Genomic DNA, 16,953 nt, shown 5'->3' with positions numbered 1-16,953 from the left:
CTATATGCAAACAGTTTCCTGTCGGTGTGAACCGTCATGGCGTCAAGTCGGGGAGGAAACTATACGCGAACAGTTTCCTGTTGGTGTGAACCGCCATGGTGTCATGTGGGATAGGAAACTATACGCGAACAGTTTCCTATCGGTATGAACTGCCATGGTGTCATGTCGAATGGGAAACTATATGCAAACAGTTTCCTGTCGGTGTGAACCGTCATGGCGTCAAGTCGGGGAGAAAACTATACGCGAACAGTTTCCTGTCGGTGTGAACCGCCATTGTGTCAAGCCGAATGGGAAACTATACGCAAGTAGTTTCCTGTCGCGATGAAAAGCAGATGTGTCAAGCCGGGCAGGAAACTATACGCAAAAAGTTTCCTGCCGCAGTGAATGGCAGACGTGTCATGCCGAGTAGGAAACTTTTAGCAAACTGCGGTGAACTATAGAGCTGCCATGCCGGCCAGGAACCCATTTTCCTTGACATAAACTCCTATCCGTCATACAATTTCAATACAGTATGAATAAAAATGGAGAAGTGTTGCTCCAAGGTAGTTATGACAAGATATTTGATTTCAGATATAGAAAGGATGGGGACTTATGAGTAAACCTCTCGTTGCCATTGTAGGCAGGCCCAATGTGGGAAAATCGACCCTGATTAACGGACTGGCCCAGCGGCGCGTATCTATTGTGGAGGACATCCCCGGTGTAACTCGAGACAGGATTTACTGCGATGTGAAATGGCTGGACAAGGAATTCACCCTGATTGATACCGGCGGCATCGAATTCAGGAATGAAAAGGACCGGATTTCCAGCGGCATCCGGCAGCAGGCGGAGCTGGCCATGGAAGAGGCCGATGTCATTCTCTTTGTGGTGGATGCAAGGACGGGCATGACCAGTGATGATGAAACCATTGCGGGGCTCCTCCGGAAAACCGGCAAGCCGGTGGTGCTGGCGGTGAATAAGGTGGACAGCGATAACCAGGAAATGGATGTGTATGAATTCTATTCCCTGGGACTGGGAGACCCCATCGGCATTTCCGCCGTGAACCGCCTGAACTTTGGCGACCTTCTGGACCGCATTACGGAAGGTTTCCCTGATCTTCATGAAGAGGAGTCGGAAGATATTATCCGCACTGCCATCGTAGGCAGGCCGAATGTGGGAAAATCCACTCTCATCAATTCTCTCCTGGGCTATGAACGGTCGCTGGTGGCTGATGAAATGGGAACCACCAGGGATGCGGTGGATTCCCTTTGGACCTATAAGGGAAAGACCTTTATCCTGGTAGATACGGCGGGCATGCGGAAGAAGAGCAAAATCGACGAACCGCTGGAAAAATACAGCGTTATCCGTTCCATCCGGGCCATTGACAACTGCGACGTGGCTATTTTCGTCATTGATGCGGAAGACAAGCTCACGGAGCAGGATAAGAAAATCATCGGCTACATTCATGAAGCAGGCAAGGGGCTCATCCTCTTTGTCAATAAATGGGATTCCATTACCAAAGATGAACATACTATCAACGAATTTGAAAAGGAAATCAAGAACGGTCTTCCTTTTGCTTCCTATGCGCCCATGCTTTTCGGCTCGGCTCTGACAAAGCAGAGAATCCACCGTCTGGGGGATATGATTTACAATGTGGCAGAGCAGCAGAGCCTCCGCGTTCCCACCTCTGTCCTCAATGACCTTCTGGAAGATGCGAAAATGATTAATCCGCCGCCTGCCCATTCCGGCAGGGTGGCCAAGATTTACTACATGACGGAAGTAGGCGTACGTCCGCCAACCTTTGTCATGTTCGTCAATGACGCCAACCTGATTCATTTTTCCTATGTCCGTTTCATTGAAAATAAGCTGCGGGAAGCCTTCAGTTTTGAAGGCACGCCTATCCGTATCGTAGTACGGAGCAAAAAGGATGGTGGCGACGAGTGATGGAGTCCATCCTGTGGATTGTGCTGGCCTATTTTATAGGGGCCATTCCCAGCGGTTATCTGATCGGCCGTATTTTCTACGGCGTCAATCTGAAAAAAGTGGGAAGCGGTAATATCGGCGCCACCAACGCCTATCGGGAGCTGGGGGCCAAAGCGGGACTGGCTGTATTTCTCTGCGATTTCATGAAGGGATTTATCGCCGTCCATCTGGGGATGCCGGATCCTTTGATTGTACTTCTATGCGCTGTATCTGCCATCATCGGCAACGACTGGTCCGTTTTCCTTCATTTCAAAAGCGGCAAAGGCGTGGCCTGCGGCGTAGGGGCCTTTACCTATATCTGTGCTCCTGCCGTGCTGGCTGCTTTTCTTGTATGGCTTGCCATTTTCAAATGGAAGCACATCGTTTCACTGGGCTCCATCCTGGCAGCGCCGGTGGTGCCCATTGTCATGCTGATTGTGGGAGAACCGCTGGAGTACGTGGCTTTTGGTGCACTGGCGGCGGTGATAGTTATCGGAAAACACAAAGATAATATTGGAAGGCTTCTTAGAGGTGAAGAGAAGCCTATTACCAGGGAAAAGAGGTAATACCTTTGAAAATTGCAATGATTGGAGCCGGCGGATGGGGTACTGCCATGATGATCGAACTGGCCGGACGGAATAATGATCTGATTATGTACTGCAGGAACCCGGATAGAGCAGAGGAAATGAGGAAGACCCGGGAAAATGGAGAATACCTGCCGGGCGCTCACATTCCTGAAAAGATCCGCATTACCAGCGATCTGGAGGAAGCGGTGGAAGGAGCAGGCTGTGTGATTATCTGCACTCCTTCTCATGTGGTAGAGGACATGGCGGCCCGTCTGAAGCCCTGGCTCATGAAAGATGCGGTGGTGGTATGCGCGTCCAAGGGATTGGCAGACAATGAAGGCCACCGCCTTTCAGAAGGAATTACGAAGGAAGTGGCTGGTATTACCGATAAGATTGTGGCCCTTTCCGGTCCTAATCATGCGGAAGAAGTGGGCATAGGGCTCCCCTGCGCCACTGTGGCTGCCTCGGCTGTACCGGAAGCGGTGCAGATTGTGCAGGACCTGTATATGAGCCCTGTTTTCCGGGTATATCGCAGCGATGACATACGGGGCGTGGAATATGGCGGCGCATTGAAGAATATTATGGCGCTGGCCTGCGGCGTTCTTGACGGCATCGGTCTTGGTGATAACTGCCGGGCTGCCCTGATGACCAGAGGACTGGTGGAAATGACCAGGTTCGGCGTTCATTTCGGCGCCCAGATGACCACTTTCTACGGCCTCTCCGGCATGGGGGATCTGGTATGCACCTGCACCAGCATCCACAGCCGCAATCACCGGGCCGGCATGATGATGGCCAAGGGAATGACTGCTGATGAAATCAGCAAAAGCACCAACATGGTGGTAGAAGGAATTCGTACGGCCCGTCTGGTTCATGAAATCGCCCTGCGGGAACATATCGATATGCCTATTACGGAAGAAGTGTGCCATCTGATTAAAGGCGATCATAACGTCAGGGAAGCTCTGGAAATTCTTATGACCCGGGCCAAAAAGGCGGAGTCCGAAACCTATCCTATGTGAGGGTCGCCGGGCAGACATCGCCATAGGAAACTATGGGTGAATAGTTTCCTATGGCGATGAGCAACAGTGGCGTCATGTGGGGTAGGGAACTGTAGCCGAATAGGAAACTATTAGCGAAAAGTTTTCTGTCGGTGCGAACCGCCATGGCAGCAAGTCGAATAGGAAACTATATGCCAAAAGTTTCCCAATGAGTTGAAACACAGCGCTTCCATGCCGAACAGGAAACCATTTCCGCCATAAAAAATTTTACGCTTATCAGCGATTTACATGGTCTTTTATGCTATAATGAACATAAGTGTGAGAAGCAGTATTTGCTTTTTGCATGGTGCAATATGAGGTAGAACATATGAAAATTATTGGAGGAAGCGCCAGGGGCACTCTGCTGTCGGCTCCGTCCGGCAGAAATACCCGGCCTACGCTGGGACGGGTGAGGGAAAGCGTTTTCAATGTGCTGGCCAATGTGGGTCTTCTGGAGACCAGGGTGCTTGATATTTTTGCAGGCACCGGCGCCATGGGACTGGAAGCATTGAGCCGGGGCGCGTCGGAGGCTGTTTTTATAGATAAAGCTACCGGTGCAGTTATCAAAGAAAACGGGCGCCGCTGTCATGTGGATGACCGATGCCGCATTCTGAAAGGGGACGTTTCGTCCTCCCTTCGCGCACTCCAGGGGCAGACTTTCGACTACATTTTCATGGATCCGCCCTACAGGAAGGGATATATCAATGAAATCCTGGCACAGGTCTTTGCCTGCGGCCTTCCGGCGGAAGAAGCCATCATTATTGCAGAACATTCAGTATCCGAACCACCGGATTTGTCTCTTTTCGAAGGGAAATGCGAGTTATGGAAAGAGAAAAAGGTGGGAGCGATTGTTGTAAGTTATCTGCAGTGCAGATAATGAGGAGAAGGTTTGAATGAAATTAGCTATATGCCCCGGAAGCTTTGATCCGGTCACCTATGGTCATCTCGATATTATCAGAAGAAGTGCCGGTCTTGTAGACAAACTGATTGTGGCGGCTTTTTTGAATCCCACAAAGCACTACATGTTCACTACGGAAGAACGCATCACCATGCTGAAGGAAACTACGAAGGATATTCCTAATGTGGAAGTGGATGCATTCGACGGACTTCTGAATGAATATGCAGCCAGAAAGAACTGTCATCTCCTGATTCGAGGACTTCGGGCATTCAGCGATTTCGAATATGAATTCCAGAGAGCCCTGATGATAAAAAAGATTGATCCCACCCTGGAAACAGCATTTTTTATGACGGATGGCCGCTATTCCTATCTTTCTTCTACCGGCGTCCGGGAGCTGGCCCATTTTAATGGAGATGTAACCTCCATGGTGCCGCCCTTTGTCCAGGAAATGATAAAAAGGAAAGTAAATTCTATTAAGAAATGAGGCTGCCGATTATGGATACAAGAAAACTTCTCGAAGAACTTGAAAATGTAATTAACAATGCCAGCGAAGTCCCCTTCACCAATAAGAAAATGGTGGACAAGGACGAGGTGGAAAGGCTGATTGACGCCATTAACCAGTCCCTGCCCAACGAACTGGAAAGTGCAAGACGGATTGTGGCCGATAAGGAACGAATCATGCTGGATGCCGAAAAGAAGGCGGAAGATACGGTAGCCCAGGCCAAGGACTACATTGCCCGCATTACGGAGGAAAGCGAACTGGTGAAGCAGGCCCAGGAAAGAGCGAATGAAGTCATTTCCGCTGCCAACAAATCGGCCGATGAGCTGCGTACCAGCTCCGTTACCTATGCCACCGATGTGCTGAAGTATGTGGAAACGAATATGGAAAACGTGCTGGACAGCCTGAAAAAGAACCGCCAGAGCCTGATTGATTCCAATTCCGCCGCTGCCCGCCAGCAGGAACAGCAGCCCCAGGATACACAGAAGAAATAAAGATACTGCATGCCGGGGCATGCAGAGAGGGAAGACCGGATTCGGTATTTCCTGAAGCCAAATGATTCTTAACCTTACTTTCTGGGTCTTTTGAAACAGGGGGACAGGCCTATGGGAACCGATGGAGACAAAAGGAGAGCTATACTTCTTTGTTTATGTATTGCATGTGTTCTCATGGGGCTGTCCTTTTTTGTGCTGGATCCCCTGTCCCTGCGGGAAGAAAAGGCACCGCCGCCGGTGGAGGTAACCAGGCCTTCGGACAAAGGGGGAACCATTCTGGTGTATGTGGTAGGTGCCGTAAAGAACCCCGGCGTGTACGAAATACCGGAAGGCAGCCACTATTATGATGCGGTGAAGGCAGCGGGAGATGTACTTCCCTATGCCGATGTGAACAGGGTGAATATGGCAGAGCCGGTGACGGAAAGTATGAAAATATACATTCCCCTGGACCCCTACATGAAGGATCCCGGCGCCCTGGGCCTGGTGAATATCAATACAGCCGGTGCCAAAGAGCTGGAGACCCTGCCCGGGGTAGGCAAGGTGACTGCGGAAAAAATCATAGCCTACAGGGAGGAGCATGGCTGGTTTAACAGCAAGGAAGACCTGAAACATGTACCGTCCATCAGCGATGGGAAATTCAAGAAACTGGCGGATAAGATTACACTATGAATACCAAGTATCCCCTGCTTTGGAGTGCCCTTTGCCTGGCGCTGGGAATCATGCTTTATGATGCATTTCCCTCTTTTATCATGGGCTTTCTCCCGGCGCTTCCCCTGGCAGGCGGATGCTTTCTTCTTTTGGCCCTGCTGTGGAAAGGAAAACGGGGGATGGCAGTCCTCCTTCCGATCCTGTTCATTCTTTTCTGCGGCATGGGGCGCATGTTTCTGGCAGACCTGTACTGGCAGCAGCAGTCCTCCTGGGCGGCAGGGAGCGAAGGCCGATGGCAGGGGATTGTGAAAGAAGCGCCGGCGGTGAATGAGAAGGGCGAAGTATATGCCCGCTATTACACGGAGCTGGAGACTGTAACCTATGGAGACGGGGAGACGAAATCCCTGTCCGGCACCGCTTTCCTCTATGATACGGAGCCAAAGACTTTTTACCGCACCGGAGACCGGATTTCCGTCACAGGAAAAATGACGGCGGTGAGGATTTACAAAAATCCCGGCAAAATTGATCTGGAAGGAAGGTACCGGAGCCGCCGGCTTATCGGACGGATTTATCCAAAGCAGAAGGCCGCAGTCCACTTGGAAGGAAGAAGCGGAAAATATGAGGCCGCCAGGAAGGCCGATGAAATCAAGGAGAAGATTGCAGCCTGGTTTGCACCCTACATGGATTCCATCAGGCTTCATATCCTCATGACCCTCCTTTTTGGCGGCAATTACGGTGACATACCGGAATCCATTATGAATTCCTTTTCCGCCACCGGCATTATCCATATCCTTTCCGTTTCCGGCTCCCACGTGGCGCTCCTATTCGGATTTCTTTATTTCCTGGGGAAATGGCTTCACCTGCCCCGTAAGCTGGTGATTGGCGGCGCTGTGGTGCTGGTGCTTTTCTATTCTTTCCTGTCAGGGCTGGTGCCGCCGGTGATTCGCGCGGCGGTGATGGGCATCCTTTCCGTAGGCGGTGTATTTCTGGAAAGGGAAAAGACATCCCTTAATCTCCTTGGCGCTGCGGTGGCAGGCATGCTGCTCTGGGATCCCTTTTACCTTTATGATGTGAGCTTCCAGCTCTCCGTAGGGGCATCGGCAGGCATTCTTATCTTTTACCGGCCTCTCATGGGCCGGCTTCTGCCTATTCCCCTTCTTCCCAAATGGGTGAAGGAAGGCGTCGCTCTTTCCACGGCAGCCCAGGTGCTGACCATTCCCGTCATGCTTTATGATTTTCACACCTTTCCTCTCTATTTCATCCCTGCCAACCTTTTTGTTACGCCCTTTCTGGAATGGGTTATTATCGCAGGACTGCTGGCTGCCGCTGCGGCACCGGTCTTTCTGCCCCTGGCAGGAGGAATTCTTCATGTGTCCGATTATCTTCTCTGGGCCGGCATTCATCTGAATCTTCGCCTTTCCGCCTGGCCCCGGGCGGCGCTGCAGACAGGCAGCATGACTCTGGTGCAGGGGATTCTCTATTACGCCACCGTGGCTTTTCTCTATTTCAAAAAGGAAATCACTGCCTTCCGATGGCGGACTGTCAGTGCCCTGGGGGTCTGGGGCGGTCTTCTGGGTCTTACCCTCTTTCTCTATGTGACAAAGCCGGAGACAATGGTCTACTTCCCTGATCTGGGGCCTGACCAGGGAGCCATCCTTGTCACCGGCGGTCACAAAATTTTATACTATAAGGGCGGCAGCATTCCTTCCCATACATCGGATTGGGAATGGAAATCCATTCTGGGCTATGAAGGCGTTTTTGATGCAGATGTGCTGATTCTGAACCTGGAGAATGTGAAGGAGCCCATCCCCCTCACCCTGCCGGTGAAGGTAAGGGAAATATGGGTAACCGGGGGAAAGGCAGAGAAAAAGGCGCCCTGGCTTATGGAAGGCTTTGAAGGTACCCTTCGGCCCCTTTCCGCCTGCCGCCTTCGTCTGGGAAACCTATACTTCCTTACCAACGGAAGCAGCTGGCTCCTTTCAGAAGGAGACAGAGGCATTTATCTTTCCGGCGAAAGAGGGCTCTTGGATATTTCCTTTCCCCGCCATACCCTGTGGGCTGCCTCGGGGCGAAAGAGCGGGAAGGGCATACCGGAGGAGGAAATTGACCGGGTGCAGGCGGAAGCGGTTGTATATGGAGGAAGCCGCCTGTCCTCTTCCTTTGAAGATATGGATTTATTTGAATTTAAAAATTACCCCGCAGCCAATGTGTATACACAAGGGATGCAGACCGCATCCTTCCGGGGGAGATGGGAGCTGGAAGGTACATCATGGTTATGAAGAAAGTGAATAAGAATAACTGCTTCTTTTTGTACGGCGATGATCCTGTATCAGCCAATATTCGGAAGAGAAGCCTCATTGCGTCCTATTTCCACGGAAATCCGCCGGATGTGACCCTCTTTGACGGAAACGGCAACTTCGATGAATACAAAAATGCGCTGGAAGGGCAGTCCCTTTTTACAGCGGAAACAGCGGTGGTCATCCACAATCCTCCCTTTCTGAAGAGACGGTCGGAGAAGGAGGATAAAAAGGAAGAAATCTTCCTGCAGATTTTAAAAGATTTATCCCCCGATATCCTGCTGGTGATCCTGGTGGACGGAAAGGTGGACAAGAGGACAAAAATCGTAAAGACCCTCCTTTCCATCTGCACCGCCGAAGAGTACAGCCTCATGAATCCCCGGGACGCGGCGGGCACCATGATACGCATGCTGGCGGACCAAGGGAAACGGGTGGACTATGAAGCCCGGGGATATCTGGAAACGGTTCTTTCCTCCTGGGAACAGATATCATCTCCCCTTCTGCAGACGGAATGTGATAAAATTGTGCTGATGTGCGGAAACAGGGACACGGTGACCCGGACACTGCTGGAAGCGGCGCTTCCGGACTACATGAACCAGGGGATTTTCCGCTTTACCGACGCTCTTTTGGACAAAAAAGCGGCGGTGGTGCTGGAAAGTGCGGACCGCGTTTTTACAGATATTCCATCCACCATCAAAAATCTGGGATTTCTTTCTTCCAAATTCAGAAAGATTAAAATTTTCCATGAAATGAAAAGAAGCCGCCGTCCGGAATCGGAAATCAAAGAGGCCCTGGGGGCACGTACTTCCTGGATGTGGCGGAATATGCAGAAAGAAGCATCCAAAGTGAAGGAAAGGGATGCGGAATGGTTTCTGCTTCAGATTTTTAATTATCAGATGAAGACAAGGCAGGGAGCTTCGGACCTGGAACTGAAGGATCTGCTTCTTACATATTGCATGAAATGAAGGTAGCTGTTCATTGAAATTACGAATCAAACGCATAGCAGGCATGATTTCACTGGTGGCGCTCCTGTCGGGAGCCGCCGCCCCCTTTCTCTGGGTGAAAGGAGATGCTGTCATTCCCGGCGTCCGGATTAACGGCGTTTCTGCAGGAGGAAAATCAAGAGCACAGCTGATGGATTTCCTTGATAAGCAGAACCGGGCCATGGCAGAGGAAAAGCTGGAGCTCACAAAAGATTCGGTCCACGAGGAATGGAGTTATAAGGATTTGAAAGTCCACTACGATGAGCACAGCCTGGATGAAGCCATGGAAATCGGAAGGAAGGGCAGCCTTTTCCGCCGGTGGAAGGACCGGTGGGAGACATTTCTTTCCGGAAAATCCGCCCACATTGACGCCTCCTTTGATAAGGAAGCGGTGAATCGGAAAACAGGGGAGCTGAAGGCCAAGTACGGAAAACCGGCGCAGAACGCCATGCCCCGTTTCCACAGCGACGGCTCCATTACCTTTTCCAAAGGACGTCCTTTTCTTAAAATCGAGGAGGAGGAGCTCCTCTCCCAGGTGAAGGAAACATTGGAAACAGGAAAAGGGGGACAGGTGGAAATCCCGGTGTCCGAAGAAAAGAAACCGAATATGTCGGACAAAGAAGCTAAGGAAATCAATACGGTCCTTGGTAAATACACCACCCATTTCGGCGGGGATGCCAACAGGAGCAGCAATATTTCCCTGGCGGCGGAAAAAATCAGCGGCACCTATCTGAAGCCGGGAGATGGTTTTTCCTACAACCAAACCACCGGATCCCGTTCCGCCGCCAACGGATACAAGGAAGCGCCGGTCATTATCAACGGCAAACTGGAGCCCGGCTCCGGCGGCGGCGTGTGCCAGGTGAGCTCCACCCTTTTCAATGCGGTGCTTCTTTCCGGACTGGAAGTGACCCAGCGCACCTGCCATTTTTCTCCCGTATCCTATGTTCCTCTGGGGCGGGATGCTACGGTGGCGGAAGGGGTCATTGATTTCTGCTTCCGGAACCATCTGAAACACGGCGTCTATATTTATGCGGAATATGCGCCGGGCTCCGTATCCATCTGGATTCTGGGAAACAAGGAAGATAAGCCGTCCTACGTAGATATTTCCAAGACAAAGGAAGAAACGCTGCCTTTCAAGACAGTGAGCCGCGTGGACCCCGCCCAGAAGGAAGACAGGAAGACGGAAGAAGGACATGAAGGAAAGAATGTCACCATCAAACAGAGCGTGAAATGGGCCGACGGAAGGGTATATCATGACCTCTTTGAATCGGACTATGAAGCGGTGGATACGGTGGTAACTTATAAGAATAAAGAAGACCTGCCGAAAGATGAAGAGGGCTGAATCATCATAGGAAAGAGGCCTCTCTTGCAGGCAGGTTTTATCATGAAAGGAGTACATCCATGGGAAAATACCGTCTGCAGTCACGGAATAAGAATTCCATGATTACATTGATGGAAGTAGATACAGAATGCAGGGCCTGGTATATCAAGGCAGACGACAGGAATGCGGCTGTCCGCGCCTTGAAGGCTATGGGAAAGGAACTCACTCCGGTGGAGTCCATTTATGTAAATGGAGAAGACGTATCGGATGAAGTGTTTGCAGCCATTGCTCTGGACATGGGGGCTCCGCCGTATAAGGAACCGGAAGATTCCATGCCTTCCGGTGACATGGGCGTAGAAGATATTCCTCTCCCCGATGAGGAGCCCATGGAAAATTTCGCCCTGCCTCCGGACGATATGGCTCTTCCTACCCTGGATGATATCCCTCCGGAAGCGGCGCCGCTGCCGCCGGAAGCAGGCAATGTACTGGAAATGGATATGCCGGATATTCTGCCTGACCTTACCAGCGTGCTTCCCAAGAGTGCCTTCGTTTCCTCTCCTAAGGACGGGGGAAAGAAGGGGGGCGCCGTGAACGGCATCTATCTGGGACGGAAGCACATTACCGGCGAGCCGGTGGATATCAGAACCATTACGGATGAGGCGGACGGCGTTATTGTCAATGGCACCGTCATCAGCTGCGAAGTGAGGGAGCTCCGCAGCAAAAAGAAACTTTTCATCATGCGTCTGGCCGACGAGACCAATGGTATTTCCTGCAAGAAATTTTTTGATCATCCCGAAGAAGCGGCGGGAGTGGAAGCGCTGAAACCCGGTACCGTAGTCAAGGTCAGGGGCAATGTACGCTTTGACAAGTATTCCGGCGGCAATGCATTGGAACTTCTGCTCCTGCAGATAGAAAAAGGGGAAGCCAAGGTCATTGACCATGAGGACGACTATCCCACACCCCGGGTGGAACTCCATCTCCACACCAAAATGAGCCTTGACGGTCTGATTGATAACGAAGAAATCATCAAGACCGCTGCCAAGTGGCATCACCCGGCTGTGGCTATTACGGACCATGGTGTCATCCAGGCCTTCCCGAAAATCCAGGATCTGGCGGAAAAATACCACCAGAAGGTGATTTACGGCATGGAAGGGTACATGATTGATAAAATTCCGGAAAATCCGGACACCGACCGCCAGCAGTACAACCATATCATTATCCTGGCGAAAAATATTACAGGCCTCCGCAACCTGTACCGCATGGTCACCCTGTCCCATCTGAAGTTTTACAGGAAGAGACCTCTCATTCCCAAGCCCATCCTGGAAGAATATCACGAAGGCCTCATTTACGGGTCCGCCTGCGTGATGGGTGAATTTTTCCGCGCCGTCCTGGCAGGGGAAAGTGATGAGGAACTCATTAAAAAGGCAAAATTTTACGATTACCTGGAAGTGCAGCCCCTTGGAAATAATGAATTTCTTATCAACGAAGATAAATTCGGCAATGTGAATACCGAAAAAGACCTGCAGGATCTGAACCGGAAGGTCATTGAAATCGGGGAAAAGGCAGGCCGCCCTGTGTGTGCCACCTCCGATGCCCATTACATGTTTGCCGAAGACCAGCGAAATCGGGACATCCTTCTTTCCAACTGGGAAAAGCCGGGGAAAATCGAATCCCATCCCCCTGTATATATCCGCACCACCCAGGAAATGCTGGATGAATTCTCCTACCTTCCCAAGGATAAAGCCATTGAAATCGTGGTGACCAATACCCGGAAGATTGCAGAGCAGTGCGAAGTTTTAAAGCCTCTGGCGGAGGAATGGAAATCCTATAACCCGAAAATTTCCGGCGCCGACGATAAACTGGTGAAAATGTGCTATGACAATGCCCATGCCATTTACGGAGACCCCCTCCCCAAAATCGTGGAAGACAGGCTGACCCTGGAACTGACGCCGATTATCAAGCACGGCTATGGCGTACTGTACTACATTGCCCACAAGCTGGTAAAACACTCCAACGACCGGGGCTACCTGGTAGGCTCCCGAGGATCCGTAGGCTCCTCCTTCGTAGCTACCATGTCCGGCATTACGGAAGTCAATCCCCTGCCCCCTCACTATGTATGCCCCAAGTGCCACTGGACACAGTTCTTTACCGATGGCTCCGTAGGCGGCGGATTCGACCTTCCTGACAAGAAATGCCCCAAGTGCGGCACACCTCTCAATAAAAACGGCCACGACATTCCTTTTGCCGTATTCCTCGGCTTTGACGGCGATAAAGTTCCTGATATCGACCTGAACTTTTCCTCCGGCGATGACCAGGGCGTGGCCCATAAGTATACGGAGGAACTCTTCGGCCGGGACAACGTATTCCGTGCCGGCACCATTGCAGGCATCCAGGACAAGACGGCCTACGGCTTTGTCAAGAAATACGCAGAGAACCGGGGCCTCACCTTCAATGATATTTTCATCGAAAAACTGGCTGCCGGCGTGGCGGGGGTAAAGCGAACCACCGGCCAGCATCCGGCAGGCATTATGGTATGCCCAAGGGACATGGACATCCACAATTTCACACCCCTCCAGTATGCCGCCAACAAGAAATACCTGAAGGATGAAGACGGTAATGTGATTCCCGGCACCATTACCACCCACTTCGATTACCATTCCATTTCCGGCCGTATGCTGAAACTGGATATACTGGGCCACGATGATCCCAAGGTCATCCGCATGCTCCAGGATATTACAGGCATCGACCCCATGTCCATTCCCTTCGACGACAAGAAGACCCTGTCCCTTTTCAGTTCCACCGAAGCCCTGGGTATCACGCCCCAGCAGCTGGCGGCGGTGATTGGAAACAAGGGTGTCACTGTCGGTGCCCTGGGCCTTCCGGAATACGGCACCCCCTTCGTCAGGGGCATGCTGGAAGACACGAGACCGAAAAACTTCTCCGAACTGGTACGAATTTCCGGTTTCTCCCATGGGACCGACGTATGGCTGAACAATGCCCAGGACCTCATCAAAAACGGTACCGTCAAACTGGAAGATGCGATTTCCACCCGTGACGACGTCATGAACTATCTCATCAACCACGGCGTAAAGCCCCTCACCTCCTTCAAGGTCATGGAAAATGTCCGTAAAGGGAAGGGTCTTGAAAAGAACGGCTCCAATAACAAGGCGGAACTGGACGCCGCCCACGTGCCCCAGTGGTTCATCGACTCCTGCCTTAAAATCGGCTATCTCTTCCCAAGAGCCCACGCCGTGGCCTACGTTATGATGGCCTTCCGCATTGCCTGGTTCAAGGTGTACCAGCCCCTGGCCTACTATGCAGCCTACTTCACCATCCGAGCCGAAGGCTCCTTCAACGCACCGGTCATCCTGAAGGGACTGGAATCCCAGAAACAGGAACTGGCCCGCATCGCTTCCCTGGAGCATCCCACCGCCGTGGAAAAAGGAAATGCCACGGTCATCGAAGTGGCGGCGGAAATGTACCTCCGGGGACTGGAATTCATGCCCATCAGCCTGGATAAATCCGCCGCCTCCGAATTCAAGATGGTGGATGGAAAACTCCTGCCGCCCTTCAACTGCATCCCTGCCCTGGGCGATTCCGTAGCCAAGGAAATCGTAAAGGCCAGGGACAGCCACCCCTTCACCTCCAAAGAAGACCTTCGGAAGAGGGGCAAAGTAAGCCAGACCATTATCGACACCATGGACGACATGGGGATACTGAAAGACCTGCCGGAAGAAGAGCAGATGTCGCTCTTTGACTTCTAGCTGGTGAGCTGGTGAGCTAGTGGACTAGTGAGCTAGTGGCTGGGGAGCCCCGACGTCCACCGTCATCCGAGCGCAAGCGAAGGATCTCGGTACATGGAGTAAGTGAGGCAGAAGGCAGTAAATACCAGTCGGCGGGGCGGCTTTATGGACACGGCCTTCAGCCGTGAGGGTTCAAAGGGTGCAGCCGCGAAGCGTCTGTGATCGAAGATCGAGATCGAGGATCGGGGAGTCGCGCCATATTGTCATTTCGACCGTAGCGAAGCGGAGTGGAGAAATCGCCCTGTTATACTGTGGCTGGTAGCTAGTGGCTGGTGGCTGGGAAAAGAGAAAACCATACAACCGCGCCTTTGGCACGATGGAAATGCACCCCTTCTGCCTACGGCACCTGCTCCACGGAAAAGCATGTCACTGGATTTTCAGGTTGTTTCACTCCCCTGCAAATCCAGTTCCTTTGCCACCCCGGAGGGGGGAGGTTTTAGCGGCGCTAATCCTTGTGATGCTTATGAGATGATTGCTTCTCGGCGGTTTATTCTGTCCCCTGAATAGGGGAAAGTCCGGCGTAGCCGGATAAGGGGTGGCTGCCAAAGGCAGCCAATTCATCTAAATGCTTTTCACTGTGTATGAGATTAAAGCTTAGCGGAGAGAAGACTTCCCCCTCCGGGGTGCACAGCGAACACATTTTGAAGGAGCGCCAGCGACGCGCAAAATGTAGTGAGTCGTTTCACCTTTAGGTGGAAGTACCGCCGCAGGCGGGAATAGGGGTGCATTTCCCACGGGCGCAGCCCGGTCTGCCTGTTTTATACGCCCGTAGGGCGGTTGTCTGGTTTTCCATTTCGCAAAGCGAAATTATAAAACTCATCGCCCGCAGGGCGATACCACCCCCTTTGAACCCTTTGAACCCGAGCCGCAGAGCGGCTCCATGGGCGATACCTTCCTCTGGGCGAAAGCTGACACAACCCTTCTACATAACCCGCCGCCGACAGGCGGCCATAACCCACGGGGCGAAGCCCTGTCAACCTTCCCCTCTGAATCCTTTGAACCCTCTGAACCCGGGGCCGCAGAGCGGCCCCCTTTATCCCATTTGCTTTTTTCTCTCATCCCATGATATAATGACCTCAGTATCCGGGGTTATAGCTCAGTTGGTCAGAGCGCTTCGTTGACATCGAAGAGGTCTTTGGTTCGAATCCAAATAGTCCCACCAGAATGTATAACCCGCCTCCGTGGCGGGTTTTTGTGTATCCGGGGATGGAAAGAGGGGAGAAGGTTGAAACTTTTTGCGGTGATTATGGTTCTTATTGCCGGCACCATGTGGGCAGGAACCGGCCTGGCGGCCCAGGATTTCTTCCGGAAAAGCACACTGGACTCCATGGACCTTACGGTATTTCGTATGTTTTCCGCCGGCTTCATCATGTTCTCCGTGTCTCTTATCAAGGGGAAATGGAAACCGGGAATCAGGGAAATCAGAAAGAAACCGCTCCTTCTTCCCAGTCTTGTGTTTTATGGCATTGTGGGGCTTATGCTCATGCATTATACCTACTTTGCTTCCATTGCTGCGGGCAATGCGGCGGCAGCTACAGTCATCCAGTATACCTGTCCTGCCATCGTGATTTTATGGGTCTCCCTGAAAGGACGGAAATGGCCTGCAGGGGGAGAGCTTCCGGCAGTCATCCTGGCCATAGCCGGTGTGTTTCTCCTGGTTACCGGCGGCGATTTCCATCGGATTTCCGTGCCTGCGGACTGCGTGTACCTGGGCCTGGCATCGGCTGTTTTCTTTGCCGTCTGTGCCGTTTATCCCAAGCATCTCATGGGGACGCTGGACAATTCCTTCATTCTGGCCATCGGCATGTTCACCGGCGCCCTGTCGGCCTGGTTCATTGATCCCGTCACTGATTTTACAGGATTCTTTGAAAGGGATGTACTCTTCGACTCCTTCTGGATTGTTATCTGCGGCACGGTGGTGGCCTTTACCTGCTACAATGCCGGACTCCATTATCTCAGTGAATCCCAGGCTTCCGTCACCGCCACCGTGGAGCCGGCGGTGTCGGTAGTTGCCTCCCTCTTCCTTTTTGACGTGCGCTTCGATTTCCAGCAGGCCCTGGGCATCCTCTTCGTCATCCTGGCCATAGCGGCACCGGGATTTTTGGGAAGAAAAAGGAGGGGAAAGTGAAAAGTTTCTTGATGCGGCAGGAGGCAGAGATGTTTCGACGCGGCAGGAAACTGTATGAGAAAGGAGATTTCTCGACTCCGCTTCGCTGCGCTCGAAATGACAGGACTGCGTGGAACCTTTGCGTTTCACCGCGGCAGGAAACTATTTGTAAAGGGTTTCCTATACAGCATGGGATAGAAGTGCTTCATAGCGGCAGGAAACTATTTGCAAAAGGTTTCTTACACGGCATGAGACGAAAGCTGTCCATAGCGGCAGGAAACTATTCGCGAAAAGTTTCCTACACGGCATGATACGAAAGCTGTCCATAGCGGCAGGAAACTATTCGCAAAAGGTTTCCTATACGG

12 protein-coding genes and 1 tRNA gene are annotated in these 16,953 nt (G+C 52.0%); all 13 read left to right on the top strand.

Annotated elements, in window-relative coordinates; translation table 11 throughout:
- Positions 1–591 precede the first annotated feature (591 nt).
- Positions 592–1,920 (top strand): ribosome biogenesis GTPase Der, encoded by a 1,329-nt coding sequence (gene der / locus Q0482_RS07785; RefSeq protein ID WP_291056986.1) that lies wholly within the window; start codon positions 592–594, stop codon positions 1,918–1,920.
- Positions 1,920–2,504: a glycerol-3-phosphate 1-O-acyltransferase PlsY gene (gene plsY, locus Q0482_RS07780; protein ID WP_291057028.1), complete on the top strand. Its 585-nt coding sequence runs from the start codon at positions 1,920–1,922 to the stop codon at positions 2,502–2,504. The genes der and plsY overlap by 1 nt, the downstream gene beginning before the upstream one ends.
- Positions 2,505–2,509: 5 nt before the next feature.
- A complete protein-coding gene (locus Q0482_RS07775) occupies positions 2,510–3,520 on the top strand; it encodes an NAD(P)H-dependent glycerol-3-phosphate dehydrogenase (protein ID WP_299145239.1) in 1,011 nt (336 codons plus the stop codon).
- Between the two features lie 322 nt (positions 3,521–3,842).
- On the top strand, positions 3,843–4,415 hold the full coding sequence (rsmD, locus tag Q0482_RS07770) for a 16S rRNA (guanine(966)-N(2))-methyltransferase RsmD (protein WP_291056990.1): 573 nt from the start codon (positions 3,843–3,845) through the stop codon (positions 4,413–4,415).
- A 16-nt stretch (positions 4,416–4,431) separates the two neighbouring features.
- A complete protein-coding gene (coaD, locus tag Q0482_RS07765) occupies positions 4,432–4,920 on the top strand; it encodes a pantetheine-phosphate adenylyltransferase (RefSeq protein WP_291056992.1) in 489 nt (162 codons plus the stop codon).
- 11 nt (positions 4,921–4,931) lie between these two features.
- A complete protein-coding gene (locus Q0482_RS07760; protein WP_291056994.1) occupies positions 4,932–5,429 on the top strand; it encodes an ATPase in 498 nt (165 codons plus the stop codon).
- Between the two features lie 111 nt (positions 5,430–5,540).
- Positions 5,541–6,098: a helix-hairpin-helix domain-containing protein gene (locus tag Q0482_RS07755; protein WP_299145237.1), complete on the top strand. Its 558-nt coding sequence runs from the start codon at positions 5,541–5,543 to the stop codon at positions 6,096–6,098.
- Positions 6,095–8,356 carry a ComEC/Rec2 family competence protein gene (locus Q0482_RS07750; protein ID WP_299145235.1) on the top strand — a complete coding sequence of 754 codons (2,262 nt, stop codon included), beginning with the start codon at positions 6,095–6,097 and terminating at the stop codon, positions 8,354–8,356. The genes Q0482_RS07755 and Q0482_RS07750 overlap by 4 nt, the downstream gene beginning before the upstream one ends.
- The gene (gene holA, locus Q0482_RS07745; protein ID WP_299145233.1) at positions 8,347–9,339 is read left to right on the top strand and encodes a DNA polymerase III subunit delta; all 993 of its coding nucleotides are present in this window, start codon (positions 8,347–8,349) and stop codon (positions 9,337–9,339) included. Before Q0482_RS07750 ends, holA begins: the two co-directional genes overlap by 10 nt.
- Before the next feature lie 13 nt (positions 9,340–9,352).
- Positions 9,353–10,699, top strand: a complete 1,347-nt coding sequence (locus Q0482_RS07740; RefSeq protein WP_299145231.1) for a VanW family protein — start codon at positions 9,353–9,355, stop codon at positions 10,697–10,699.
- A gap of 59 nt (positions 10,700–10,758) precedes the next feature.
- Positions 10,759–14,442: a PolC-type DNA polymerase III gene (locus tag Q0482_RS07735; RefSeq protein WP_299145230.1), complete on the top strand. Its 3,684-nt coding sequence runs from the start codon at positions 10,759–10,761 to the stop codon at positions 14,440–14,442.
- A gap of 1,124 nt (positions 14,443–15,566) precedes the next feature.
- Positions 15,567–15,643 (top strand) — tRNA-Val (locus Q0482_RS07730).
- 63 nt (positions 15,644–15,706) lie between these two features.
- Positions 15,707–16,609, top strand: coding sequence for a DMT family transporter (locus Q0482_RS07725; RefSeq protein WP_299145228.1), 903 nt, complete (start codon positions 15,707–15,709; stop codon positions 16,607–16,609).
- Positions 16,610–16,953 lie beyond the last annotated feature (344 nt).

It is taken from the genome of uncultured Dialister sp. (genome assembly GCF_937959425.1).
Classification (GTDB): Bacteria; Bacillota; Negativicutes; order Veillonellales; family Dialisteraceae; genus Dialister.
The sequence above is the reverse complement of the archived record's forward strand: the minus strand, read 5'-3'. Positions and strand labels throughout refer to the sequence as shown.